Annotated in this window: 21 protein-coding genes and 1 riboswitch; of the genes, 17 read left to right on the plus strand and 4 right to left on the minus strand. The window is 47.3% G+C overall.

What is annotated here, in order from left to right; all coding sequences use genetic code 11:
- Positions 1 to 40 precede the first annotated feature (40 nt).
- Positions 41 to 1,492 (minus strand): GntR family transcriptional regulator, encoded by a 1,452-nt coding sequence (locus tag BUC22_RS13080; protein WP_013379101.1) that lies wholly within the window; start codon positions 1,490 to 1,492, stop codon positions 41 to 43.
- A gap of 648 nt (positions 1,493 to 2,140) precedes the next feature.
- Between BUC22_RS13080 and BUC22_RS13085 the strand changes: the two genes are divergently transcribed.
- From BUC22_RS13085 to BUC22_RS13165, 17 genes are all read left to right on the plus strand, one after another.
- The gene (locus tag BUC22_RS13085; protein WP_013379103.1) at positions 2,141 to 2,482 is read left to right on the plus strand and encodes a helix-turn-helix domain-containing protein; all 342 of its coding nucleotides are present in this window, start codon (positions 2,141 to 2,143) and stop codon (positions 2,480 to 2,482) included.
- A gap of 185 nt (positions 2,483 to 2,667) precedes the next feature.
- Positions 2,668 to 2,864, plus strand: a riboswitch (cobalamin riboswitch).
- 166 nt (positions 2,865 to 3,030) lie between these two features.
- A complete protein-coding gene (gene hemA, locus BUC22_RS13090; protein WP_013379105.1) occupies positions 3,031 to 4,287 on the plus strand; it encodes a glutamyl-tRNA reductase in 1,257 nt (418 codons plus the stop codon).
- Positions 4,284 to 4,868, plus strand: coding sequence for a precorrin-2 dehydrogenase/sirohydrochlorin ferrochelatase family protein (locus tag BUC22_RS13095; protein WP_013379106.1), 585 nt, complete (start codon positions 4,284 to 4,286; stop codon positions 4,866 to 4,868). The genes hemA and BUC22_RS13095 overlap by 4 nt, the downstream gene beginning before the upstream one ends.
- On the plus strand, positions 4,865 to 7,279 hold the full coding sequence (gene hemC, locus BUC22_RS13100) for a hydroxymethylbilane synthase (RefSeq protein ID WP_013379107.1): 2,415 nt from the start codon (positions 4,865 to 4,867) through the stop codon (positions 7,277 to 7,279). The genes BUC22_RS13095 and hemC overlap by 4 nt, the downstream gene beginning before the upstream one ends.
- 19 nt (positions 7,280 to 7,298) lie before the next feature.
- Positions 7,299 to 8,264, plus strand: a complete 966-nt coding sequence (gene hemB, locus BUC22_RS13105) for a porphobilinogen synthase (protein ID WP_013379108.1) — start codon at positions 7,299 to 7,301, stop codon at positions 8,262 to 8,264.
- A gap of 13 nt (positions 8,265 to 8,277) precedes the next feature.
- Positions 8,278 to 9,567, plus strand: coding sequence for a glutamate-1-semialdehyde 2,1-aminomutase (gene hemL, locus BUC22_RS13110; RefSeq protein WP_013379109.1), 1,290 nt, complete (start codon positions 8,278 to 8,280; stop codon positions 9,565 to 9,567).
- Positions 9,568 to 9,592: 25 nt separating this feature from the next.
- The gene (locus tag BUC22_RS13115; RefSeq protein ID WP_013379110.1) at positions 9,593 to 10,387 is read left to right on the plus strand and encodes a sirohydrochlorin cobaltochelatase; all 795 of its coding nucleotides are present in this window, start codon (positions 9,593 to 9,595) and stop codon (positions 10,385 to 10,387) included.
- 180 nt (positions 10,388 to 10,567) lie between these two features.
- A complete protein-coding gene (cobM, locus tag BUC22_RS13120; RefSeq protein ID WP_073383083.1) occupies positions 10,568 to 11,329 on the plus strand; it encodes a precorrin-4 C(11)-methyltransferase in 762 nt (253 codons plus the stop codon).
- A 3-nt stretch (positions 11,330 to 11,332) separates the two neighbouring features.
- The gene (locus tag BUC22_RS13125; protein WP_041689819.1) at positions 11,333 to 12,397 is read left to right on the plus strand and encodes a cobalt-precorrin 5A hydrolase; all 1,065 of its coding nucleotides are present in this window, start codon (positions 11,333 to 11,335) and stop codon (positions 12,395 to 12,397) included.
- A gap of 374 nt (positions 12,398 to 12,771) precedes the next feature.
- A complete protein-coding gene (gene cobJ / locus BUC22_RS13130) occupies positions 12,772 to 13,512 on the plus strand; it encodes a precorrin-3B C(17)-methyltransferase (RefSeq protein ID WP_013379114.1) in 741 nt (246 codons plus the stop codon).
- Positions 13,509 to 14,261, plus strand: a complete 753-nt coding sequence (gene cobK / locus BUC22_RS13135) for a precorrin-6A reductase (RefSeq protein WP_013379115.1) — start codon at positions 13,509 to 13,511, stop codon at positions 14,259 to 14,261. The genes cobJ and cobK overlap by 4 nt, the downstream gene beginning before the upstream one ends.
- A 46-nt stretch (positions 14,262 to 14,307) precedes the next feature.
- A complete protein-coding gene (locus BUC22_RS13140; protein WP_013379116.1) occupies positions 14,308 to 15,807 on the plus strand; it encodes a cobyric acid synthase in 1,500 nt (499 codons plus the stop codon).
- Between the two features lies 1 nt (position 15,808).
- Positions 15,809 to 16,813, plus strand: coding sequence for an adenosylcobinamide-phosphate synthase CbiB (cbiB, locus tag BUC22_RS13145; RefSeq protein WP_013379117.1), 1,005 nt, complete (start codon positions 15,809 to 15,811; stop codon positions 16,811 to 16,813).
- 11 nt (positions 16,814 to 16,824) lie between these two features.
- On the plus strand, positions 16,825 to 17,874 hold the full coding sequence (locus BUC22_RS13150; RefSeq protein ID WP_013379118.1) for a pyridoxal phosphate-dependent aminotransferase: 1,050 nt from the start codon (positions 16,825 to 16,827) through the stop codon (positions 17,872 to 17,874).
- A gap of 6 nt (positions 17,875 to 17,880) precedes the next feature.
- A complete protein-coding gene (gene cobU, locus BUC22_RS13155; protein WP_073383086.1) occupies positions 17,881 to 18,435 on the plus strand; it encodes a bifunctional adenosylcobinamide kinase/adenosylcobinamide-phosphate guanylyltransferase in 555 nt (184 codons plus the stop codon).
- A gap of 90 nt (positions 18,436 to 18,525) precedes the next feature.
- The gene (locus tag BUC22_RS13160; protein ID WP_013379120.1) at positions 18,526 to 19,038 is read left to right on the plus strand and encodes an SEC-C metal-binding domain-containing protein; all 513 of its coding nucleotides are present in this window, start codon (positions 18,526 to 18,528) and stop codon (positions 19,036 to 19,038) included.
- Positions 19,039 to 19,164: 126 nt separating this feature from the next.
- Positions 19,165 to 19,809 (plus strand): TetR/AcrR family transcriptional regulator, encoded by a 645-nt coding sequence (locus tag BUC22_RS13165; RefSeq protein ID WP_013379121.1) that lies wholly within the window; start codon positions 19,165 to 19,167, stop codon positions 19,807 to 19,809.
- 58 nt (positions 19,810 to 19,867) lie between these two features.
- Here the strand turns inward: BUC22_RS13165 and BUC22_RS22130 are convergent, their stop codons facing one another.
- The 3 genes from BUC22_RS22130 to dcuC form a co-directional block, all read right to left on the minus strand.
- Positions 19,868 to 20,011, minus strand: coding sequence for a hypothetical protein (locus BUC22_RS22130; RefSeq protein WP_013379122.1), 144 nt, complete (start codon positions 20,009 to 20,011; stop codon positions 19,868 to 19,870).
- Between the two features lie 11 nt (positions 20,012 to 20,022).
- Complete coding sequence (locus BUC22_RS13170) at positions 20,023 to 21,189, minus strand: uroporphyrinogen decarboxylase family protein (protein WP_013379123.1); 1,167 nt, start codon at positions 21,187 to 21,189, stop codon at positions 20,023 to 20,025.
- A gap of 124 nt (positions 21,190 to 21,313) precedes the next feature.
- Entirely contained in the window at positions 21,314 to 22,684 is a 1,371-nt protein-coding gene (gene dcuC, locus BUC22_RS13175) for a C4-dicarboxylate transporter DcuC (protein ID WP_013379124.1), read from the minus strand.
- Positions 22,685 to 22,767 lie beyond the last annotated feature (83 nt).

The following is a 22,767-nucleotide window of genomic DNA, read 5'->3' on the forward strand; positions in this document are numbered from 1 at the left end:
TCATTTGCAGATTTTATTAAAGCGGTTTCATTTTTGGGGATCAGAGGGTCTTTTCTTTAATTTCTTCAGTTTGCTCTGAGTAGAGAAGCTTTAATTTTTGCTCTGAGTACTCGTAGGTCTGCCTGTAAGTGTTTTCAATGATTTTTCCAAGCAGGGCAGTGTCATTGTTTGTGACAGCTTTTGTGAGCTTGTCCATATCGCCGTACAGAAGGCGGTCAACACGGTCATAATCATCATTGCTGACAAAGGTTTTAAGGATGACGCCATAGGCCAGTTTGATTTTCAGATGCTCATAAATGTTCTGCATGGCCGGGGACTGGATTGATGAGATCAGAATATCGGTTAAGGCTGTGGTGATACCGCGGCTGTAACGCTTGCTTTCCAGAAGCTCAAGGATATGTTTTTTGTCCGTTTCGCTCATGGATTTAAAAGCGTCAAAAGCGATGGCTTTGCATGAATAACGCAGAATCTGGAGACTGCTCAGATATTCATCCAGCTGTCCGAGGACTTCCGGGGAATGGGAACGTTCAAAAACGATTTGAGTACCCTTTCCATTAAAGGTTCTGGTCAGGCCGAGGGAATTCAGAATAGACAGGGCTTTTCGGACGGTTACCGGTGAAACGCCGTAAACTCTGCGCAGTTCGGACTCGGAAGGAAGAAAATCGCCGGCCACGTTGCCGGATTTCTCGCTCTCCCACATAATATCACTGGCAATTCTCAGGTAGAGCGGTGTCGGGGCATTGTCAATAAACCAATTAAAACTTTCAGCTTCGGAAGGCGCCGCCGGTGCGTTCACCATATAGGCCGCATCAAAGCGCTGGCTGATTTCATTAAGCCCCTGAAGCAGTAAGTGATGAAAATGTTTGAAATTCTGCTTGGCGGCATGATCCAGCAGTTCCTTATACCATCCCTTGATCGCTTCCTCTGAGAGGTCTTCATGGAGCGTATGGCCGGTAATATTGCTGTGAATGGAATCGATCCGGACAAAATCGCAGATCTGTTCAAAAAGCTCGATGACAAAGGGGTTCTCTGTTCTTCTCAGGATATTCCGGATAAAGCGGCAGTGGAAGGCAAACATTTCGATCGGGTTGGAAGAATCCAGGCTGTCGGTCATTTCGTATAGGGTCATGAAATCTTCACGGCTGCATTTGGAAGCGCCGTATGTGATGGTGCTGGGTAAAAGAATAGAGAGCATCCGGTATGTATCACTGATGCCGTGACGCCGGTTTTCAAAGCGCTTTTCATAAGCCTCACGGTGTTCCGGCAGGCGGCTGTCAAAGATTACCTGAGCATTTTTACCGTGGGAGCAGAAAATAAGATTGTTGTCCTGCAGCAGACGCAGGGCTTTTCGAACGGAATTACGACTGGCACCCATTTGTTTGCTGATTTTTGGTTCAGATGGCAGGGCGTCACCCAGTTTTAATTTGCCGTTGTAAATATCATCCTCAATCTTTCTGCAAATAAATAGATACAATGGAATTTCTTTTTTCAAAATACAATCTCCTTTTGGGGGTATTTTAACAGTATAACATCATTTGCTAAAACTTACATCTAAATTGAGAAAAAATTATAAAGAAATTCTTTTTCGGTCAGCCTTTACCATATCGGAATTAGATGTGTGTTCCTCTGAATGAGGTGTACCCATTTTGAAGAGAATTAAACACATGAAAAATATTTTTAAGGTAACAGAAATTTGAAAATATTTTAAAATGGGTTTTTTACATTGCAAATTCGGGTAAAAATAAGAAAACAAATAAAAAGGATATAATTGGTTGAATTAAAATGATAACTTCAATTGCAGATAAAAAGTTTTTAAATAAAGAGATTGCTTTGACAGGAGATTCGATTTATAATAAAGTATATATATTGGGAAAACTAAATAGAAATTGCGGCATCCGGAAAGTGCTGGCACACTTATCCGGCTTGCGCAGGTGCACAACCACCATACACAACGGCCCTGGGGGGCACGTACCGCATTACTTATTATAGGCTATTTTTGTGCTAAAAACAAGAGGACACCCTATAAATAAGTGGGCTTATTTGTGTTAGCATTTTATAAAAGTGTCATATAACTGTGCATGGTTGGTTTTATCCTGCACAGTTTTTTTATTTGGTTTTCCCTGAAATTTAGGAGAAGACAATGGAATCAAGGTTAGATCAAAAGGCAATTGGCCAGCGCATCCGGCAGCGTAGAACTTTTTTAAACATGAGCCGTGAGGATTTGGCGCGAAAAATAGGGATTACACAGACTTTTTTAACGGACATCGAGCTGGGAACCAAAGGCTTTTCGCTAAAGAGTCTTGAACGTTTCTGTGAAGCGTTAAAAATGTCTTCAGACAGCATCCTGTTTGGCAAAAGCCTGGATGAAAAAGAAAAAAACACTGCACTGCTTGATATTCTGGAGCATTGCCCCGATGAAAAAAAGGAATACGCAGAAAGAATGATGATGCTCTTTTTAATGAGCCATGAAACAGAAAACTAGCGTGGATGTATAAAATGACCGGACTCAGGAAAAGAGACCGGTTTTTTATTGCCTGTAATCCGATTACAGAAAATATGTAAAATATTCGGTGGAATCGGCAAAAAACTGCTTATTTCCCATAAAAAGGGGTAGCGCCTGAGTCGGATTGGTGATATAATTGGAAACGAAAATTAAATAGGAAAGACTAATGTAAAATCTGTTTTGGATTCTTTCGTTTTTGCCCTGGTAAAAACAAAGGATAAAGGGAATCTGGTGAAAATCCAGAGCGATCCGGTCACTGTAATTCGTTAAGTCTCCTTATGATGCCACTGGAATGAAAACCGGGAAGGCAAGGAGAATATAATGCGATGAGTCAGGAAACCTACTGGACAGAGTGCTAATAATTACCTCCAGGGAAAAGGGAACTTAGTAACGTTAATTTAATTGTAGTATCCGCAATAGACAGCGTGGATAAATAATTCTGTTGACAAACCTCTTTTTTACGGAGACGTAATGAAGAGGTTTTTATTTGTTTTTAATGAATGTTTGATTGAAGGAGAAGGATTGAAATGAAATTAGTTGTAGTGGGAATCAATCATAAAGACACACCTCTGGAAATCAGGGAAAAGGGTGCTTTTATCAAGCGGACCGTAAAAGAGGGTATTGCAAGCCTTCTGGAAGAGGCGTGTATCGAAGAGGTGATCATTCTTTCTACCTGTAATCGAAGCGAAATTTATGTGGCGACCCGCGACGTTGAAGCAGCGGACCAGGCGCTGAGAAATTTTTACATCGAGGAGAAATCCGGCGATCTCGAAAATTATCTGTTCTGTGAAAAGGGCAGAGAAGCCATCCTTCACCTTTACCGGGTAGTGACCGGGCTGGATTCAATGATCCTGGGTGAGGACCAGATCTTGGGCCAGGTAAAGGATGCCCTTGAATTATCCCAGTCTGTTCACGGCTGCGGAAAATACTTAACCAAGGCTTTCAGAGAAGCCGTCACCTTTGCCAAGAAGGTTAAAACCGTTTATAAAATCTCCGAGACCCCGCTTTCCCTGAGCTCGACAGCGGTTAAGCACGTTAAAAGAAGTTATGAGGACTATGCGGATAAAAAGGTGCTGATCATCGGTTCTGGAAAAATGGGGCTTCTGGCACTGCGTTATATGGCGGCAGAGGGCTTTAACAGCGTTTATATGACCAACCGTACCTATCATCCGGGGGATGAATACCGTGATATTTATGAGGGTGTTAACATGATCCGCTACGAGGACCGCTATGAAGCCATTGGGGATATCGATGTAATTATCTCGGCGACAGCCTCACCCCACGTGATCTTAAAACGGGAGCTCATGCCCGAGCGCAAAAAGCCGCTCATGGTCATTGACCTGGCGCTGCCAAGGGATATTGAGGAAGCCATCTCGGAGATGGATCAGGTTGAGCTGCTGACCATTGACAATTTTAAAGACATTATTGATGAAAAAATGCACTACCGTGAGCGGGTGGCAGAAAAGATCGCCCTTGAGATCGAAGAGGAAATCGATGGCCTCATGGTCTGGATTACCAAATCCAAGGTAGACAACATGGTGGCACATTTTAACCAGGTTTCCGGACAGCTGGCGGACGAAACCATTGAGATTCTCAACAAGCGCTATCAGTTTGAGGGGAAGGACAAGGAATTTCTTGAAAAAATCGTCCATTCAAAATTCCGTGAAATGGTAATGCCGTCCATCAGGCAGCTAAAAACACTGGACAGCGAGGACGATATTCTGCGCTTTGAGAAAACACTGGCTTTTTTATTTTCAGGTGGCAATGCGGAGGCGGCCCAATGAAAGGGCCGATTCTGCTCAACTTTACCGGGAAAAGGGCCCTTGTAATCGGCGGCGGGAAGGTAGGAATGCGGCGCGCGGAAACCCTAGCCGGGTATGGGTGTTCTGTGACCTGCGTGGATAAAAACATGGAGGTTCCGGAAAAGCCGGTTGAGAACATCCGTTATGTCAAAGCATACTGCCGGATCGAGACAGCCCTTGACGGCATGGATCTTGTCGTGGCGGCGACAGACCAGCGTGAGCTGAATGCCCGGATTCTTGAAAACTGTAAAATACGCGGTATCTGGTGCAACGTTTCAGACGACCCCGAGCATTCGGACTTTATTTTTCCCTCAGTGGTAAAGCGCGGGGATTTGACGATCTCGGTCTGTACCGATGGGGCCAGTCCAACGCTGACCACCCAGATAAAAAGGGAGCTGGAAGAAAAATATGATGAAAGCTATGCAGAGCGTCTCAGGCTGCTTAAGCAGCTGAGGCTGCATATTTTGAAAACGGAAACCTCACCGGATGAAAAAAAAAGACAGCTCAAGGGGCTGACAGCGTTAACCATTGAAGAATTGCAGAGAGAAGTGGAGAAAATATGAAAATAATTGTAGGCTCAAGAGGCAGTAAGCTGGCAGTGGTCCAGACCAACTGGCTTCTTGAGGAGTTAAGAAAAGCAAACCCGGAGGTCGATTTTGAACTCAAAATCATCAAGACAAAGGGCGATAAGATACAGCACAAAGCCCTTGATAAAATTGGGGATAAGGGTATTTTTACCAAAGAGCTGGAGGATGCCCTCTTAAGCGGTGAAATCGATATGGCGGTTCACAGCATGAAGGATATGCCCTCTGCGCTGCCCGATGGGCTCACACTTTCGGTGCCGCCCATGCGGGAAGACCCGAGAGATGTGCTGCTGACACCGCATAAAATCAGCGCCATCCAGGAGCTGCCCGAAAATGCAGTCATCGGTACCGGGAGCAAACGCCGGATTTATCAGCTGAAAAATATCCGAAAGGATTTTGAAGTGGTGGGAATCCGCGGAAATATTGATACCCGTATCCGGAAAATGAAAGAGCAGGGACTGGATGGCATTATTCTGGCGGCGGCGGGACTTAAACGCATCGGTGTTTATGAGAGCGGGGATTATACCTGCCTTCCCCTTGATCCATGCCAGTTTGTATCGGCCCCAGCCCAGGGGATTCTGGCAGTGGAAATCCGTGAGGATAACGAAACCGTCAAGGCACTCATGGAATCTGTCAGCAACCCGGTTACCAAGGCGCAGATGACAGCGGAACGCCAGTTTTTGATCAGTCTAAATGGCAGCTGTCATATTCCTATCGGGGCATACTGCAATGTGGAGGGTGAAAAACTGACCCTTTACGGACTTTTCGGCAACGAAGACGGCACAATTCTATACAAAGGACAGACAGAGGGAGCCATGGGCGAGGAAGCAAAAATGGGAGACCGTCTGGCAAAGGAACTGAAAGAAATGGTAGAAGCAAAAATCAAACCGGGCACCGTCTATCTCGCTGGCGGCGGCTGCGGTGATAAGGGACTGATCACCGTCAAGGCCATGGAAAAATTAAAGACCTGTGACGCGTTGGTTTATGATGCGCTGGTCAATGAGGAATTCCTGAAATGGACAAAACCCGAGTGTGAAAAAATATACGTGGGCAAAAGAGCCGCCAACCACGCGCTGCCCCAGGATGAAATCAACGCCCTGCTGATCAGGCTGGGCAGGGAAGGAAAAAATGTTGTCCGCCTTAAGGGCGGCGACCCCTATGTTTTCGGACGCGGAGGAGAGGAAGGCGAGGAGCTCTACGACGCCGGGGTTCCCTTTGAGGTGATTCCGGGGATTACCTCGGTTATCGGCGGTCTGGCTTACGCGGGCATTCCCATTACCCACAGAGACTGTGTCTCTTCCTTCCAGGTGGTTACCGGCCATCTGAAATCTGAGGAGTCTGAGCTGGACTGGCCAGTACTGGCCAAATCCAAAGGGACCATTGTGTTTTTGATGGGCGTCAAAAATCTTGAAAAAATCACCGGAGAGCTGATGAAAAACGGGATGGATAAAAATACGCCGGCGGCTGTGGTGCACCGCGCTTCCACCCCTTATCAGCGAGTGGTGGAAGGCACACTGGAAACCATCTACGGCATTGCCACAGAAGCCAGGATCACAGCGCCAAGCCTGATCGTAGTCGGCGATGTGGTGACCAAGCGTGAGAAGCTGCGCTTCTTTGACAGCAAGCCCCTTTTTGGAAAAAATATCGTGGTAACCCGTTCCAGAGAACAGAGCTCTAAAATGGTAGCGCAGATCGCCGAGCTCGGCGGCAATGCTATTGAGTACCCGACCATCAAAATCGAGCCGATTCCGGAGAATGTCGACGCGCTGGCCGAGAACTTTGGATCTCTTGACAGGTACAGCCACATTATTTTTACCAGCACCAACGGCGTTGAAATTTTCTTCGACGCGCTGAAGGCCTCGGGCAGAGATACCAGAGCCCTCGGGAGCATCCATGTGACAGCCATTGGCTCCGCAACAGCGGCGCTGCTTGCCGAGCAGGGGATCACCGCGGATTTTGTGCCGAAAAAATATGTCGGCGAAGAGCTGGTTGACGGTTTGATGCCGCTTTTGACAGAAACGTCGCGGGTACTGATCCCGCGCTCCAAAAACGCCCGGATTTACGTGGTTGAGGAGCTCCGCAAGGTTTGCCCGGTGGATGAATACCAGATTTACGAAACAGTCCGCGAGGACAACACCGACGTCGATGTGGCGGAGATGTTAAAGAATAAAGAGATTGACTACATCACCTTTACAAGCTCCACAACGGTACAGTATTTTGTGGAAAAAATTGGCAGTGAAAATGTGGATGATACTAAAAATGCAAAATGCGTTTCGATTGGACCTGTAACCTCAGACAAAATGAAAGAGCTGGGTTTAACGGTCGATGTCCAGGCAGAGGTTTACACCATTGCCGGAATGATTGAAGCGATTCTGAATATGGAAAAATAAAGAGAGGAAGTTGATTATTATGTTACCAACCCGATTGAGAAAAAACGCAGCGGTTCGTGATCTGATCCGCGAAACAGAATTATCCATGCGCGATGTGGTTTACCCGTTGTTTGTGGTTGACGGGGAAAATATTAAGCGTGAAATCCCGTCCATGAAGAGACAGTACCACCTGTCGCTCGATATGCTGCCAAAGGAACTGGATGAGCTGAAGGCGCTGGGTATCCGTTACATTATCCTGTTCGGCGTGCCGGATGAAAAGGACGCGGAAGCGACACCAGCCTTTGTGGACGACGGCATTATCCAGAAGGCCATCCGCATTGTCAAGGAAAAAGACCCGGAAATGTACGTCATCACGGATGTCTGCCTCTGCGAATACAAGAGCGACGGACACTGCTGCTTTTTCCACGATAACGGCGATATCAAGCGTGACAAATCGCTGGAAACCCTGTGTAAGGTAACCGTGAGCCATGCGAAAGCCGGCGCGGATATGGTAGCGCCCTCAGACATGATGGACGGCCATATCGAATCCATGCGTAAAGCACTGGACGACGCAGGCTTTGAAAGCATTCCGATTATGGGCTATTCTGCCAAATTTGCTTCTACCTTCTACGGACCGTTCCGCGACGCGGCAAATTCCGCTCCGGCCTTTGGCGACCGCAGAAGCTATCAGATGGACCCGGCTAACAGCGAGGAAGCGCTGAAGGAAGTCGTGCTGGATATTGAGGAGGGCGCAGACATCGTCATGGTAAAACCTGCAATGCCTTATTTGGATATCATTGCAAAGGCCAAGGAATTGTCTTATCTGCCAATGGCAGCCTACCAGGTCAGCGGCGAATACGCCATGATCCGGAATGCGGTGGACGCCGGCCTCTTAGATGAAAAGGCCATTTATGAGAGCATGCTGTGCATCAAACGCGCGGGAGCCAAAATTATTATTACCTATTTCGCAAAAGATTTAAAAGCGTTGATTGAAAAATATCAGTAAAGGACAGAATAAAATGAAGCATACAAAGTCGACTGCACTTTTTGAAGAAGCGAACCGTGTTATTCCCGGCGGGGTCAACAGCCCCGTCCGCGCATTTCAGTCAGTGGGGATGCCGCCGATCTTTATCGACCACGGAAAGGGCTCAAAGATCTACGACGCGGATGGAAATGAATACACGGACTATATCTGCTCCTGGGGGCCGCTGATTCTCGGCCATGCTGCGGATGCTTATTACGACGGCATCGATGAAGCGCTGAGAAAGGGCAACACCTACGGCGCTCCAACGGAAATTGAGATCCGCGTGGCGGAAATGATCATTGACGCCTACCCCTCTATGGATATGGTGCGCATGGTCAACTCCGGCACCGAGGCTACCATGAGCGCCATCCGTCTGGCCAGAGGCTATACCGGGCGTGAGAAATTCATCAAATTTGAAGGCTGCTACCACGGACACAGCGATTCTCTGCTGGTAAAATCCGGCTCCGGCACCCTGACCTACGGCGTACCTACAAGCCCTGGTGTTACTGCTGGTACGGCCAAGGACACTCTGGTGGCAGCCTACAATGACCTGGATTCTGTTAAAAAGCTTTTTGATGAAAACAAGGGAGAGATCGCCTGCGTCATCGTCGAGCCGGTTGCGGGCAACATGGGTGTTGTGCCTCCGGACAGCACCTTCATGAAAGGCCTGAGAAAGCTGACCGAGGATGAGGGTACCCTGCTGATTTTTGACGAAGTCATCACAGGTTTCAGGCTGGCTTTTGGCGGCGCACAGGAGGTGCTGGGCATTAAGCCGGACCTTACCACGCTCGGCAAGATCATCGGCGGCGGTATGCCAGTAGGCGCCTTTGGCGGACGGCGGGATATCATGGAAAAGCTCTCACCGCTCGGCCCGGTTTACCAGGCAGGCACCCTGTCCGGAAACCCCATCGCCATGAAAATGGGGCTCAACACCTTAACCTATCTCAAGGAACACCCAGAGGTTTACACCCATCTGGAAGACTGCGCCAAACAGCTGGAAGCCGGTTTTAAGAAAAATATTAAGGAAACCGGCGTCAAGGCTAAGATGGTGCGCTTTGGCGGAATGAGCGCCCTGTTCTTTACCGATCAGGAAATCTGTGATTTTAGCAGTGTCATGACCAGCGATACAAAAACCTACGCAAAATATTTTGCCGAAATGCTGAACCGCGGCAATCTGATGCCGCCGGCACAATTTGAAGGGATTTTTGTCTCAGCCGCCCACACCAAAGCCGATATTGAAAAGACCATTGCCGACAATCTGGCTGCGCTTAAGGCGCTTGCATAGAGAATAAAAGAACAAGGAGTGCAGAATGCCCAAAAAAGCTTTATTAGTGATAAGTTTCGGGACATCTTATCGTGAAACCCGGGAAAAAACCATCGGAGCCATCGAGAGAGACTTGCAGAAAGGCTTTCCGGATTATGATTTCAGACGCGCTTTTACCTCGCGGATGATCATCAAGAAACTCAGAGAGCGTGACAATGAATATGTGGACATTCCCCACGAAGCCCTTGAAAAGCTGAAAAATGAAGGCTATACCGAGGTTGTCTGCCAGACAACACACGTCATCAACGGCTACGAATATGATTTGACCATCAACGAGCTCAAAAAATTTGAAAATGATTTTGATGTGCTCACCATCGGCGCGCCGCTTCTGACAACCATTGACGATTATGAGCAGGTGGCCAGAACAGCCATCAGTGAGCTGCCAGAAATGAAAGAGGGCGAAGCACTGCTCTATATGGGACACGGCAGCGAGCATCACGCCAATGCCACTTATCCGGCCATGGATTACACCTTTAAGCACTTAGGCTATAAAAACGCCTTTATGGGAACCGTAGAGGGTTTTCCGAGCCTGAACGATATTATTCCGCAGCTTAAGGAAAAAGGGTACCATAAGCTTTACCTGGCGCCTTTTATGATCGTAGCCGGTGACCATGCCATCAACGATATGGCCGGCGACGAAGAAGACTCATGGAAAACACTGCTCGAAAACGAAGGCTTTGAAGTGGAGTGTGTTCTGAAGGGACTCGGCCAGTTTAAGGGCGTTCAGGATATGTTTTTAGAGCACGCCAAGAACGGCACAAGCGTTAAAGAACTACTTTAATTCAGTGGAGAATTGAGAATGGAGAATGGAGAATGACAAGAGCAAAATCGCGTTGCGATTTTGTTAATAATCAAACTGGCAGAGCCAGTTTGGACCTTTAATTCTCAATTCTCAATTCTGCATTCTCCATTTTGCGGATAAAAAATTAACAAATACATCAAATAAAAGCTAGGAGTACAAATGAAAAACACAGTATACTTAATCGGGGCGGGTCCTGGAGATCCGGAGTTAATTACCTTAAAGGGAAAGCGCCTGATTGGCGAAGCCGATATTATTATCTACGCGGGTTCTCTGGTCAACAAGGAAGTGCTGGCAGGCCATAAGGCGGACGCTGAAATCTACAACAGCGCCTCCATGACACTGGACGACGTCATCGAAGTGATCACCAGGGGTGTTAACGAGGGTAAGAAAGTTGTCCGTGTCCATACCGGCGATCCGGCGATTTACGGTGCGATCCGCGAACAGATGGACCGTCTGGAGGAAGAGGATATTCCCTTTGAAGTGGTGCCGGGCGTCAGCTCCTTTACCGCCTCAGCCTCTGTTCTTAAAAAAGAATTTACCCTGCCGGACGTTTCACAGACCGTTATCTGTACCCGTCTGGAAGGCCGCACCCCAGTGCCGGAAAAGGAAAAACTTGAATCGCTGGCAGCGCATCACGCTTCCATGGCCATTTTCCTGTCCGTTCAGATGATTGACGAAGTGGCAGAACGCCTGATGACCCAGTACGAGCCCACCACACCCATTGCCGTTATCCAGCGTGCAACCTGGGAAGACCAGAAGGTTGTTCTGGGAACCCTTGAAACCATTGCAGATAAGGTAAAGGAAGCCGGTATTACAAAAACCGCTCAGATTCTGGTCGGGGACTTCCTGGGCGACAAGTACAGCCTTTCCAAGCTGTATGATCCGTCCTTTACTCACGAATACCGCACCGCGACAAAATAAGGTATGAAGCGCACAGAGAGATGGGCCGTTGTGGCTGTTTCCAGACAAGGTGTCCAGAAAGCCCTTGAGGTAAAAGAGCACATTCCTGAAAAAGCGCCGGACATCTTTACCCTGGAGAAATACGCTGCCCCCGGCACACAGATGATCCGCGGAAAAATCGGTGAATTTTTCAAAACGCTCATGGCCGATTATGATACGGTTTTATGCATCATGGCCACAGGTATTGTGGTTCGGAGCATTGCGCCCCATCTCGGCCATAAGTCAAAGGATCCGGGCATTTTGGTCATGGACCCGGACGGGAAGTATGTTATCAGCCTTTTATCCGGTCATCTCGGACACGCCAATGAGAACGCCGTATATCTGGCAAAGCGTATGGACGCCCAGCACGTCATTACTACCGGAACCGATGTAAAGGGCAGTATGGCAGTGGATGTGCTGGCTGAAAAGCTGGGCTGCACCATTGCGGATTTCACTGCGGCCAAGGATGTAACCGCCCTGATTCTGGACGATGAACCCGTCGCTGTTGTCAACGCGGAAAACTGTGACACCACCGGGCTGGTGCTGCCGCCGAATCTGGTTTTTTCAGAAAAGAAGGGAGCCCTTTCCGGCGATTACAGCGGCTGCGTGGTGGTCTCAGCCGATGATCCGTTTATCTGGCCGCCTGGGAGGCCTGTTGTTCAGATCGTGCCGAAAAAATTCGTGATCGGTATCGGCTGCCGCAGGAATACTGAGGCAGCGCGGATTGAGGAGGCGGTGAGACAGGTGCTCGCCGCTCTTGCGCTCCATCCGCTGTCCGTCAAGGCCTTTGCCACCATTGGCCTGAAAGCCGATGAGAGGGGCATCCACGCGGCCTGCAAAACCTTTGATGCAGAGCTTAAGGTGGTGCCGGATGATTTTGTGAAAATGGTACAGAGCCGTTTTGAAGGCTCGGACTTTGTTTTCAAAACCACAGGTCTCTACGCGGTCAGCGAGCCCTGCGGCTATGTGGCGTCAGGCTTTGGCGAGTGCTTGCTGGAGAAGCAGAAGTGCGGGGGAATTACCCTGTCGGTCTGGAAAATGAAAGAATAGAAGAATTTAGGGAAGCGGCATATTGCCGAAGCTCTGCCTTTTATCCAGATGAAAAAAGAACCCAGGCGTTGGTCGACTTTGAAGCGTTGTTGGACATTGTAACTTGTGCAACCATAACGGTGGATGAGAATTACAAAGCTGTATGAGGTTGTGCCTTTTGTTAAAAACGAACCCGCAGTGTGTCTTTTTTCACTTAGGTAAAAGGCGGCGCTTCTCTGGTAGTGCCGAGGGGCCAAAGCTCTGCCTTTTATCAGACGAAAAAAGAACTCAGGCGTTGGCCAACTTTGAAGCGTTAGAAAGAGTCTTGTTCAATTTATAAGTGATAGTTCACAGTTTTGAAAAGAATAGATTATTAATTTAAAGGGAGAAATAGATTGAGTAAAAAAATTTACGTAACAGGTCTGGGGCCAGGTCTGTATGAACATATGACAGAAGCTGCTAAAAATTCCTTGAAGGATGCGGATGTAATTGTAGGCTATAAAACCTACATTGATTTGATCAAAGATTTAATCAGCGACAAGGAAGTGCTTTCCTCTGGAATGCGCAGGGAAATTGACCGCTGCCAGGATTGCCTGGATCTGGCTGAGCAGGGAAAAACCGTTACACTGGTAAGCTCCGGCGACGCGGGCGTGTACGGTATGGCCGGCATTATGCTGGAAATCGTTGAAAAGCAGAAAAGCGACGTGGAAGTGGTCGTGGTGCCTGGTATTTCCGCCGCCAATGCGGCAGCGTCCACCCTGGGCGCGCCGCTCATGCACGACTACTGTGTCATCAGTCTCAGCGACCTGCTGACAGACTGGGAAATGATTAAAAAGCGTTTGCGCTGTGCTGGCGAAGGCGATTTTATCGTGACACTCTACAATCCAAAGAGCAAGGGGCGTCCGGACAACATCGTGGAAGCCCAGAAGATTCTGCTGGAATATAAAGCGCCGGAAACACCGGTCGGCATTGTCAGAAACGCCAAGCGTGCCAATGAAAGCTACGTCATCACCACACTTGAAAAAATGTGCGATGAAGAAATCGACATGTTTTCCATGGTGGTGATCGGCAATTCAAAAACCTATATTACAGAAGACCATCTAAAAATGATTACACCGCGGGGGTACCAGCTGTGATTCTGGTCCTCGGAGGAACGTATGACAGCCGCAAGCTGACAGAGGCGCTGCTCGGACAGGGCTGCGCCGTTCTTTATTCCTCCGTAACCGCTTATAATACCGGAAGCCTTCCGGAAAACGCGCGTCTGGAAATCCATACCGGAGCCCTTGAGACAGACGGACTGGCCGGGCTGATGGCTGAAAAGCGCATTGAGCTCTGTGTGGACGCCACCCATCCCTACGCGAAGGAAGTTTCGCTCAACGCCATCGAGGCCTCGAATAAAGCAGGGGCCGCCTATGTGCGCCTGGAAAGGCCGCGGATGATGGATGACGGGCAGCAGACCCTGGGGTTTCCGGATTATGAATCGGCAGTGCGTTACCTTTTGGAACAGGAGGGCAATGTCCTGCTGACAACAGGAAGCCGGCAGCTGGAGTTTTACGATCCTCTGCCCAGGGAACGCGTGATCGTGCGGGTGCTGCCAACGAGCAAGGTGCTTGAAAAATGTGAGCGTCTTGGCTACAAGCCGCAGAATATCATTGCCATGCAGGGGCCTTTCAGCTACGCTATGAACGTGGAAACCATCCGCCAGTTCGACATTCGTTTTCTGGTCACAAAGGACAGCGGCGACGTGGGCGGCGTCAGTGAGAAGCTGCGTGCTGCGGCCGATATGGGCGTGCGCGTAATTTTTATCGAACGCCCCAGGATTGAGTACCCGGTCGTATTCAATACAGCGGAGGAAATAATCGGCTGGATGGCAGAAAATAAATAATAAAGGCAGATCAATGTGCGCATAAAATTAAAGCTAGGAGTAAAAAATGAAAAAGGCAAAAAATATCATGTTTCAGGGGACGGGTTCATCCGTGGGAAAAAGCCTGCTGACCGCAGCAGTATGCCGGATTCTGAACAATAAAGGTTACCGTGTAGCGCCCTATAAATCTCAGAATATGGCGCTTAATTCTTATATAACCCTTGATGGCAAAGAGATGGGAAGGGCTCAGGTCGTTCAGGCAGAATGCGCCAGAATTGAGCCGCAGGTAGAGATGAATCCAGTGCTTCTGAAGCCGAACTCAGACGTGGGCTGCCAGGTTATCCTGAACGGAAAGGCTGAGTTTAACATGAACGCGGTCGAGTACCATGCCCATAAGGCAAAGCTGACCGATGTGGTCATGGACGCTTACAATATGCTGGCAGAAAGTCATGACATCATCGCCATCGAAGGCGCGGGAAGCCCCGCGGAGATCAATCTTCGTGACAACGATATTGTGAACATGGGGCTGGCAGAAATGGTGGACGCGCCAGTTATCCTCATCGGCGATATTGACCGCGGCGGGGTCTTTGCCTCCATTTACGGTACCATCAAGCTGCTTGAACCAGAGGAACAGGCAAGGATCAAGGGCTTTATCATCAATAAGTTCCGTGGCGACGTCGAGCTGCTGAAGCCAGGCATTGAGATGATTGAGGAAAAGGTAGGCGTTCCGTGTCTGGGTGTTATCCCCTACCAGCGCCTTGTTATTGACGATGAGGACAGCGTGACCGAGCGGTGGGACGAGCAGCGCGAGGGCGTCATCACCATCGGTGTGGTACGGCTGCGTCATATTTCTAACTTTACCGACTGCACAGTCTTTGACATGTACCCCGATGTTAAGGTAGAATATTATGAGAACCAGCGGGAGCTGCACCGTGCCGATCCCGATCTCATTGTGATACCCGGCAGCAAAAATACCATTGACGATATTGTGAAGCTGCGGGAGAGCAGGCTGGAGGAAGAAATTCTGGCCAAGCATACAGCCGGCGTACCGGTAATCGGTATTTGCGGCGGTTACCAGATTCTCGGCAGTGAGATCTGTGACCCGCACTGCGTCGAGTCCACGGTCGGTTCTATCAAGGGGCTGGGTCTGTTAAACATGCGCACTGTGCTGGAGGAAGAAAAAACCACCACACGGGTGGCAGGACACATCAACGCAGATTTCTTAAATATGGGGCTGAGCGGCAGCGCCATCACCGGCTACGAGATCCATATGGGTGAAACCACGCCCATCGACGACACCAAGAGCTTTTCAACGCTGGAGGACGGGCGCTCGGACGGCGCGGTATCCGCAGACGGTACGGTCATGGGGACCTACCTTCACGGCGTGTTTGACAATGATGCGTTCCGTGAAAAACTGATTGAAACCCTGAAAAAGAAAAAGAACATCGCGGCAGAGAGCGAAGCGGTCGATTTCAAAGCCTTTAAGGAAGAGCAATACGATCTGCTGGCCGAAACCGTTGAAAATAATCTGGACATGCAGAAATTAATGGAAATTATTGGAGTATAAGATGCTTTTAGGAATGAGCGCTGGCATTTGGTTTTGTCTGATTGTGGGAGCTGTGGTGCTGGATCGCCTGATCGGCGATCCGGCATGGATTCCCCATCCAATTGTATACATTGGAAAACTGGTTGGATTTTTAACAAAAAAATTAAATAAGGGCAAGGCCAGAAAGTTTAAGGGTCTCATTCTCTGGATATTGACAATCGTGATTACCGGCGCCGCTGTCCTGGCAGTGCAGTATATCACATACCGGCTCAATATCGTGTTGTTTTATGTGGTGAACCTTTACCTTTTATCCACCACCATCGCGGCGAAATGCCTGCAGGAGGAGGTCATGAAGGTCTATGACGCACTGCGGGGCAAGGATTTACCAAAGGCCCGCACCATGGTCGGCTACCTTGTGGGGCGGGATACTCAGGAGCTCCAGGAGGGCGGCATTGTCCGCGCGACAGTGGAAACCACTGCGGAAAACACCATTGACGGAGTACTCGCGCCAATTTTCTACATGTTTATCGGTGTTGTCCTATGGGTTTTTGTACCCGTTGTCAACCCGCTGCTGCTGGCCATGCTGTACAAAGCCGTCAACACCATGGATTCCATGGTCGGCTACGTTCAGGAGCCCTACAAGGACTTTGGCTATTTTTCTGCCAAAATTGACGATATCGCCAACTTTGCCATCGCGCGTATCGGAAGCTGGTTTATGCTCATTGGGGGCCTGTTTCTGGGCTATAGGGTCAGTGAGGGGCAGCGGATTTACGCGCGTGACCGGAAAAACCATAAAAGCCCAAACTCGGGGCATCCGGAATCCGTGGTGGCCGGGCTTTTGGGCGTTCAGCTGGGCGGAACCAACCTGTATTTTGGACAGACCCTTGAAAAACCAACCATCGGCGATGCCGGGCGCAGCCTGGCCTATGAGGACATCAAGGACACCATCAGCATTATGTTTTCCAGTGAAGTCGTGATGATGGTTCTTATGAGCCTGATTTTCTTTGGGATTTATATTATTTCATAGTGAGGAAAAGAATGAATAAACATGGCGGATATCAAGGTGGCAGAAAAGACGTGCTGGATTTCAGCATTAACATTAACCCGCTGGGCATGCCGGAGGGGCTGAGAAAAAGGCTGGAAGCAGCTCTGGACGACCTTGGCAGATACCCGGAGATCACTGGCGAGACAGCCCGGAATAAAATCGCGGAGGATATCGGCGCTGCCCCGGAAAACGTGATTCTGGGAAACGGCGCCATTGAGCTGATCTATCTTTTTGCAAGGGGCGTTCACCCGGAGCGGGCGCTCATCCCAGTGCCCACCTTTAACGAGTACCGCCGGGCGCTCAGCATGAACGGCTGCGGCGAAGTCTGTGAGCTTACCTTATCGCCAGAGGATGATTTTGCACTGGACCACGAGAGACTCATCCGGCTGGCAGAGGAATGCCGTCCGGAGGCAGTGTATCTCTGCAATCCGACCAATCCGACAGGGCGCCTTTACAGCAAAGCCTTTATTAAGGAACTCATGGACCGGATGGACCCTGAAATTATCTGGTTCATTGACGAGTCCTTTATTGAATTTTCAGGCATCGAAACCTGTTTGGAATATGTAAATCACTCCGACCGACGTCTTTTCCTGCTGCGTTCCCTGACCAAATTTTTTGGAGTGCCGGGACTGCGGATCGGCTACGGCGTTGGCTCAGCAGGGCTTATCCGGGCCATGGAGGCTTACAAAGAGCCGTGGACCATCAATACCCTGGCGCTGGAAGCCGCCATGTGTATTTACGATGACAAAGCCTATATGCAGCGAACGCGGGACTACATTCAGACAGAGCGGCAGCGTGTTTTCGACGCCCTGTCCGGTCTGCCTGGTCTGCAGGTATATCCGAGCGGCGCCGATTTCCATTTGTATAAGGTAGAGGGGAGAAGCGCGCAGACACTTCAGAAGGAGCTGCTTGAGCAGCACATCAATATCCGGACCTGTGAGGATTTTGCGGGACTTGAAACCCAGTTTTTCAGAGCGGCCATCAAACGGCATGAGGATAACGACCGGCTGATCGCGGCTTTAAATAATATTTTAAGGGGATAAAAGAAAATGGGAAGCTTAGTATTTGTAACCGGCGGAGCCCGAAGCGGCAAAAGCAGTTTTGCAGAAAAGGCTGTCAAGGAAGTGGGCGGCAGGGTCGCCTACATTGCCACAGCCATTGCCTTTGATGACGGCATGAAAGATCGTATACGAAGACATCAGGAACAGCGTCCGTCAGAGTGGGCAACCATCGAGCGCTATAAGGATTACGAAGTTATGGCAGAGGACCCTGCCTTTCAGGAGGCCGACGTCATTCTCTTTGACTGCCTGACCGTTATGATCACCAACAACATGCTGGATTACGATGTGGATTATGACCACTGCGGCATGGACACCATCGCAGAGGTTGAGGATAAGATCCGCGAACAGGTCAAAACCCTGCTGGAGGTATGCAGAGACAAGCATTTGTTCATGGTCTCAAACGAAGTGGGGCTGGGACTTGTGCCCTCCTATAAGCTCGGCAATTACTTCAGAGATATTTCCGGAAGGATGAACCAGTACGTGGCCTGCCGGGCTGATGAGGTCTACTTTACCGTTTCAGGGATTCCGATGAAATTGAAATAAAAGACTCGGATTTTTGTCATTCAGGAATTGTAATAAAACCGGGAATGCGATATAATATTTTGAGCAAAACAGGAACAGAAGGAGAAAACCATGAGTTTATATGAAGAATGGAAAGAGGTCTCAGACATTGATCCTACGGAGGATGAAAAAGGCTATAAAGAGCTTTGGAATGAATATCTGACTAAGGAAACGGCTTTTTATGAAGATATCCTGGGTAAAAAACAGGATGTTGTAGAGGGAACCATCAATGAGCTGGCAGAAAAATACGATGTTACACCTGTGATGATGGCAGGCTTTATGGACGGCATCAGCCAGAGCCTGAAATCGGGTCTGGATAACCTTGAAGAGCTGGAAGCCGATACCCAGGTGCGCCTGGAAATTGACTTTGAAAAGCTGTACTATAACATGGTAGGCGTACCGGCCCAGTGGCTCTACGAGCTGCCGCAGTGGGATGATATCCTGACAGCCCAGAGAAAACGGGAATTGATGAAAGCCTCCAGAGAAAGAAACACTGTTGTTAAAAAAGAAAAAGTCGGACGCAATGACCCATGCCCATGCGGCAGCGGTAAAAAATATAAAAAATGCTGCGGCAGAAACGCGTAAGCATAAAGGCCCCGGGATGTAACGAAAGGTTACTTCCCGGGTTTTTTTAGTTTTTTGTATAAAATTTCCTAAATGTTGCTATTCCTTTTGCTTTTTTTATGGTATACTTTTTTGGGGGTGCTGAAAATGACAATTAAGCGAAAAGGGAATATTACAAAAGAAAAGATACTATATTATGCTAAAAAAGAGTTTTATCAAAATGGTTACAGCAAGACGCAGTTAAAAACAATTGCTGAACAGGCAGATCTCAGTCTTGGAAATCTAAACTATTATTTTAAAAAGAAAGATGATCTTGTAAAAGAGATATACAATCAGTTTTTTACCGAAGTATACCAGTTTATTAAGAACAATCATATTTATGATGCGTTAAAGCAGTATTGTTTTTTTCTATTTGTTATTTATAATATTGTGCTTACAGATGAAAATAACAAACGATTTTACTGTGAAATTATTCAAAACAAATCAAATTATCGCGTCATGCAAGAACTGATACGCGAAAAGTATCACGATATTCTGGACTCCCTGCAGCGTTCAATGACGCCCCTGGAGTTTGAAATTATTATTTTGACAGAGTTTGGTGCCAGACGTGAAATTTTTTTGAATTATTATGATGGGCTCTTGCAAATGACAGTTGATCAGTTGATTTATTATTTGATTAAAAATACCTGTAAAGAGCTTGATATTCCCTTAGAAGCATTCAATGATTTAATTGAGTGTTCGCATGATTTTATAGAAAAAAAAGATATTACGCAGATAAAATTTTTGATTTAAAGAAATACCTGCATGACTGCTGTGATGTTAGTGGTTATGCAGGCATTCTTTTAGTTATTTACATTAACGACAGAAACAAAACAAATCCGGCGAGCAATTCTTCTTTGGCCGCATCATCCGGTAAAAAATCAAGCATTGGCTTTAGAGCTTCTACCCCTTCAGGATATTTGGTATAATCAATTTCTTTTTTATTTTCATCCATTTTAGTTCTCCTTATTGATAATTATGAATAAATTCGCTGATGGCCAGTAGATTTTCTCGGTTACAATCACTCGGATGTGATGTGAACTTATCGGTGCAGAGGATTAAGCCGCCGTCCCGTCCCACTTCATCAATGACTCGTTTGGTGTAATCAATGCATTCCTGCTTTGTTCCTCTGGAAATTAGTGAGACAGGCAATCCGCCCCAGAGACATAAATTGGGCAGTTGCTTACGCGTTTCAAAAATATCATCCATTTCTACATAGAAGCAAAAATGCCCTTTTGGGAGTTCCTGCAAGTATTCGGAAACATGCTTAAAGGAGCCTTCACTTAAAACAAACATTGTGCCATTAGTTTCGACAACCTTATCAGCTAGTTCCTTAAATTGCGGCCAAAAGAATTTTTCGAATTGCTTAGGGTTGATCATATTTTCGCTGAGCATGATCGTAAATACTGTAAAGGCACTTGATGGAGAGTCAGTATGCTTGATACCATCGACAAGCCCCTTAACAAAGGTATTGTGGTAAACTTCATTGAAGGCCAGTACCTTTTTAGGTATTTTTCTGAGGTCGCGGGATAAACCCTTCATGCCTCTTAAAAAGTTGTACAGTGCCTCGAAGGCAGGATAAATGCGTGCCCCATTGACTGGGTCAAAAAGTTGAGGGACGCCACATTCCGAAGCGAGACGCTGGTTTGTTCGCTGGATAGACTGGTCGTAAGCAAGGAACTCCCCAAGCGTATTTTGGAGTGTTTGAAGGGACATGCCGTTTTTAAAATAAGTATATTTTCTTGGAATAACATTTTCCCATAATGTTTTGAGTGGATTTTTTATAAAACTGTCATAGTCATCCTCATGGAAATGATTTTGTTCTGCTAACATCAATGTGTTATTCTCGTCGTTAATTTGATATTCAAAATTTCCCAGGCTACGAGTCATAATAAGTGGATTTCGATCGCCGATATCAAGCATTGCATCAAATTGATACCGTTTTTGAAATTCTATGTTAGCGTCTTCAATTTTTTGCTTATCCATTAATGCATCGCTTAATGTGTAGCCGAGGTCATAATACCGCCAAAAAGCGTCATTTGTTACAAAAGGAACCCTCTTTGGTTTTTGTTCCATCCGGACAGCGTCATCAAATAGTTTGATACGTTCATCTAAAGCTTTTTTTTGATCCATATTTACCACCTTCATTTAATTATTATATGAATTATATAATAATTTCCTAAAAAATGCAACGTTTTTTAGGAAATATTTTTTTTTTCAAGTTTTAAGTCGTTTTATTAGTCGATATCAGGAGTTTTTATAAGATTACTGCGATGATGATATTTAAAAGATAGGCGCCACCGACTGGGATGATATTTCTTTTAACAAGTTCGATGATGTCAACATCTATCATACTTGCTACGGTTAAGACCGCTGATCCGATTGGTGAAAGTACCCGGCCGTAACCCATGGAAAGCTGTATGGGCAGCAAGGCGATTTCTGGCATAATATGATAAGTATTAATCAGATTTAAAATGGAATCGGTAAAAGGGGCCATGCCAGCGTTAGGCGAGCCGGTAAAGATGATAATAAACATACCCAGCAGGCCAATGATAGCAAAGACAATCATTCCGTTTAGAGGTGTTTTGGCGATCAATTCTGCCAATACGGTTAAACCGCCAATTTTTTGCAACGCACCGGCAAAGACAGAAGCCGCCGCTATCAGTACAATCGTTACCGTGTAGCCGTCCCCCATGCCTTCAAAAAAAGTTTTTGTTGCGTCCATGGATTGAATGATGCTGTGTGACCGGATTATTTCGATGGTAGTGCAGATGAATAAAGAGATAAATACAGCAGCACAGACAGAGATCACAATGGATGCAATAACCAGTTTACTAAAAATGATGATAAAAACAAGCGGAATCAGTGGAAAAAGTGCGTAAAACTTAGGAACACCGATCGCTGTATAAGGGATTTGGTCTGTTTCAGGCCTTTCGGCTAAGTAGTCTGTCTTTTGATCCCATTTCCAGTTGACAACAGCACACAGCACAGCGGATAGGAGTATTGGAAGGGTCGAGATAGGTATCTGAATGCGGATAAAATATTCGGCGGCCGTCATGCTTGAGTGTATTTCGGATAAACCGTAAATTGGCATGGGAGCAGCAGGGCCAAGGTCCATGGCTCCGCCGAGTAAAATAGCCGCTGCCGCGGTAAGTTTACTGATACCGCAGGACCGGAGAACAGGAAACAGAGTAATAAGCAGCAAAACACTTAACCCTGTATGGAATGGGATTGCAATTTCCAATAATGCGCCTAAAATAACAGTACAGCCTACAATAACATAAGGATTTTTGATTTTTTGAAGGGGCTTAGAGCAAAGGCTGGTGAGCATTTCAGTTGCATGGATATGGTTCATATATCTTGTAAAGCCCATTAGTGGCAGTAATATCATTCCTAACCCAATATACTGGGAGCAAAAATAAGATTTCATGAATTCAAAGATATCTAAAAACCAGTTACCGACAGATTCTTCCCCCATAATGCTCTGACCTGTGAGCAGTGACCAGAAAAAAAGAATGACAAACCCGAGAGCCAGTAAGCTCATGGGCGCATAGGCCTTTTTCATAATCATAAAAATCAGCAGGCCAATTGCGACAAAAGTGAGTAATACTTGAATAAAGCCGATCATTGTTCTCCTCGTTAAGAAATTATTTCAGCGCTGATCTATTTCTAATTTAACATGGTGTAAAGGGGGCGTCAATCATGCAGTTT

This window comes from Eubacterium callanderi (assembly GCF_900142645.1).
Classification (GTDB): domain Bacteria; phylum Bacillota; class Clostridia; order Eubacteriales; family Eubacteriaceae; genus Eubacterium; species Eubacterium callanderi.

Excerpts from the sequence above, each read along its gene's own strand:
- dcuC (WP_013379124.1), bottom strand. The coding sequence starts at position 22,684 with ATGATCGGCTTTATTCAAGTATTACTCACTTTTGTCGCAATTGGCCTG.
- hemL (WP_013379109.1), top strand. The coding sequence starts at position 8,278 with ATGAAGCATACAAAGTCGACTGCACTTTTTGAAGAAGCGAACCGTGTT.
- BUC22_RS13125 (WP_041689819.1), top strand. The coding sequence starts at position 11,333 with ATGAAGCGCACAGAGAGATGGGCCGTTGTGGCTGTTTCCAGACAAGGT.
- hemC (WP_013379107.1), top strand. The coding sequence starts at position 4,865 with ATGAAAATAATTGTAGGCTCAAGAGGCAGTAAGCTGGCAGTGGTCCAG.
- BUC22_RS22130 (WP_013379122.1), bottom strand. The coding sequence starts at position 20,011 with ATGGATGAAAATAAAAAAGAAATTGATTATACCAAATATCCTGAAGGG.
- hemB (WP_013379108.1), top strand. The coding sequence starts at position 7,299 with ATGTTACCAACCCGATTGAGAAAAAACGCAGCGGTTCGTGATCTGATC.
- hemA (WP_013379105.1), top strand. The coding sequence starts at position 3,031 with ATGAAATTAGTTGTAGTGGGAATCAATCATAAAGACACACCTCTGGAA.
- cobU (WP_073383086.1), top strand. The coding sequence starts at position 17,881 with ATGGGAAGCTTAGTATTTGTAACCGGCGGAGCCCGAAGCGGCAAAAGC.
- BUC22_RS13165 (WP_013379121.1), top strand. The coding sequence starts at position 19,165 with ATGACAATTAAGCGAAAAGGGAATATTACAAAAGAAAAGATACTATAT.
- BUC22_RS13150 (WP_013379118.1), top strand. The coding sequence starts at position 16,825 with ATGAATAAACATGGCGGATATCAAGGTGGCAGAAAAGACGTGCTGGAT.
- cbiB (WP_013379117.1), top strand. The coding sequence starts at position 15,809 with ATGCTTTTAGGAATGAGCGCTGGCATTTGGTTTTGTCTGATTGTGGGA.
- BUC22_RS13160 (WP_013379120.1), top strand. The coding sequence starts at position 18,526 with ATGAGTTTATATGAAGAATGGAAAGAGGTCTCAGACATTGATCCTACG.
- BUC22_RS13115 (WP_013379110.1), top strand. The coding sequence starts at position 9,593 with ATGCCCAAAAAAGCTTTATTAGTGATAAGTTTCGGGACATCTTATCGT.
- cobM (WP_073383083.1), top strand. The coding sequence starts at position 10,568 with ATGAAAAACACAGTATACTTAATCGGGGCGGGTCCTGGAGATCCGGAG.
- BUC22_RS13085 (WP_013379103.1), top strand. The coding sequence starts at position 2,141 with ATGGAATCAAGGTTAGATCAAAAGGCAATTGGCCAGCGCATCCGGCAG.
- BUC22_RS13095 (WP_013379106.1), top strand. The coding sequence starts at position 4,284 with ATGAAAGGGCCGATTCTGCTCAACTTTACCGGGAAAAGGGCCCTTGTA.
- BUC22_RS13140 (WP_013379116.1), top strand. The coding sequence starts at position 14,308 with ATGAAAAAGGCAAAAAATATCATGTTTCAGGGGACGGGTTCATCCGTG.
- BUC22_RS13170 (WP_013379123.1), bottom strand. The coding sequence starts at position 21,189 with ATGGATCAAAAAAAAGCTTTAGATGAACGTATCAAACTATTTGATGAC.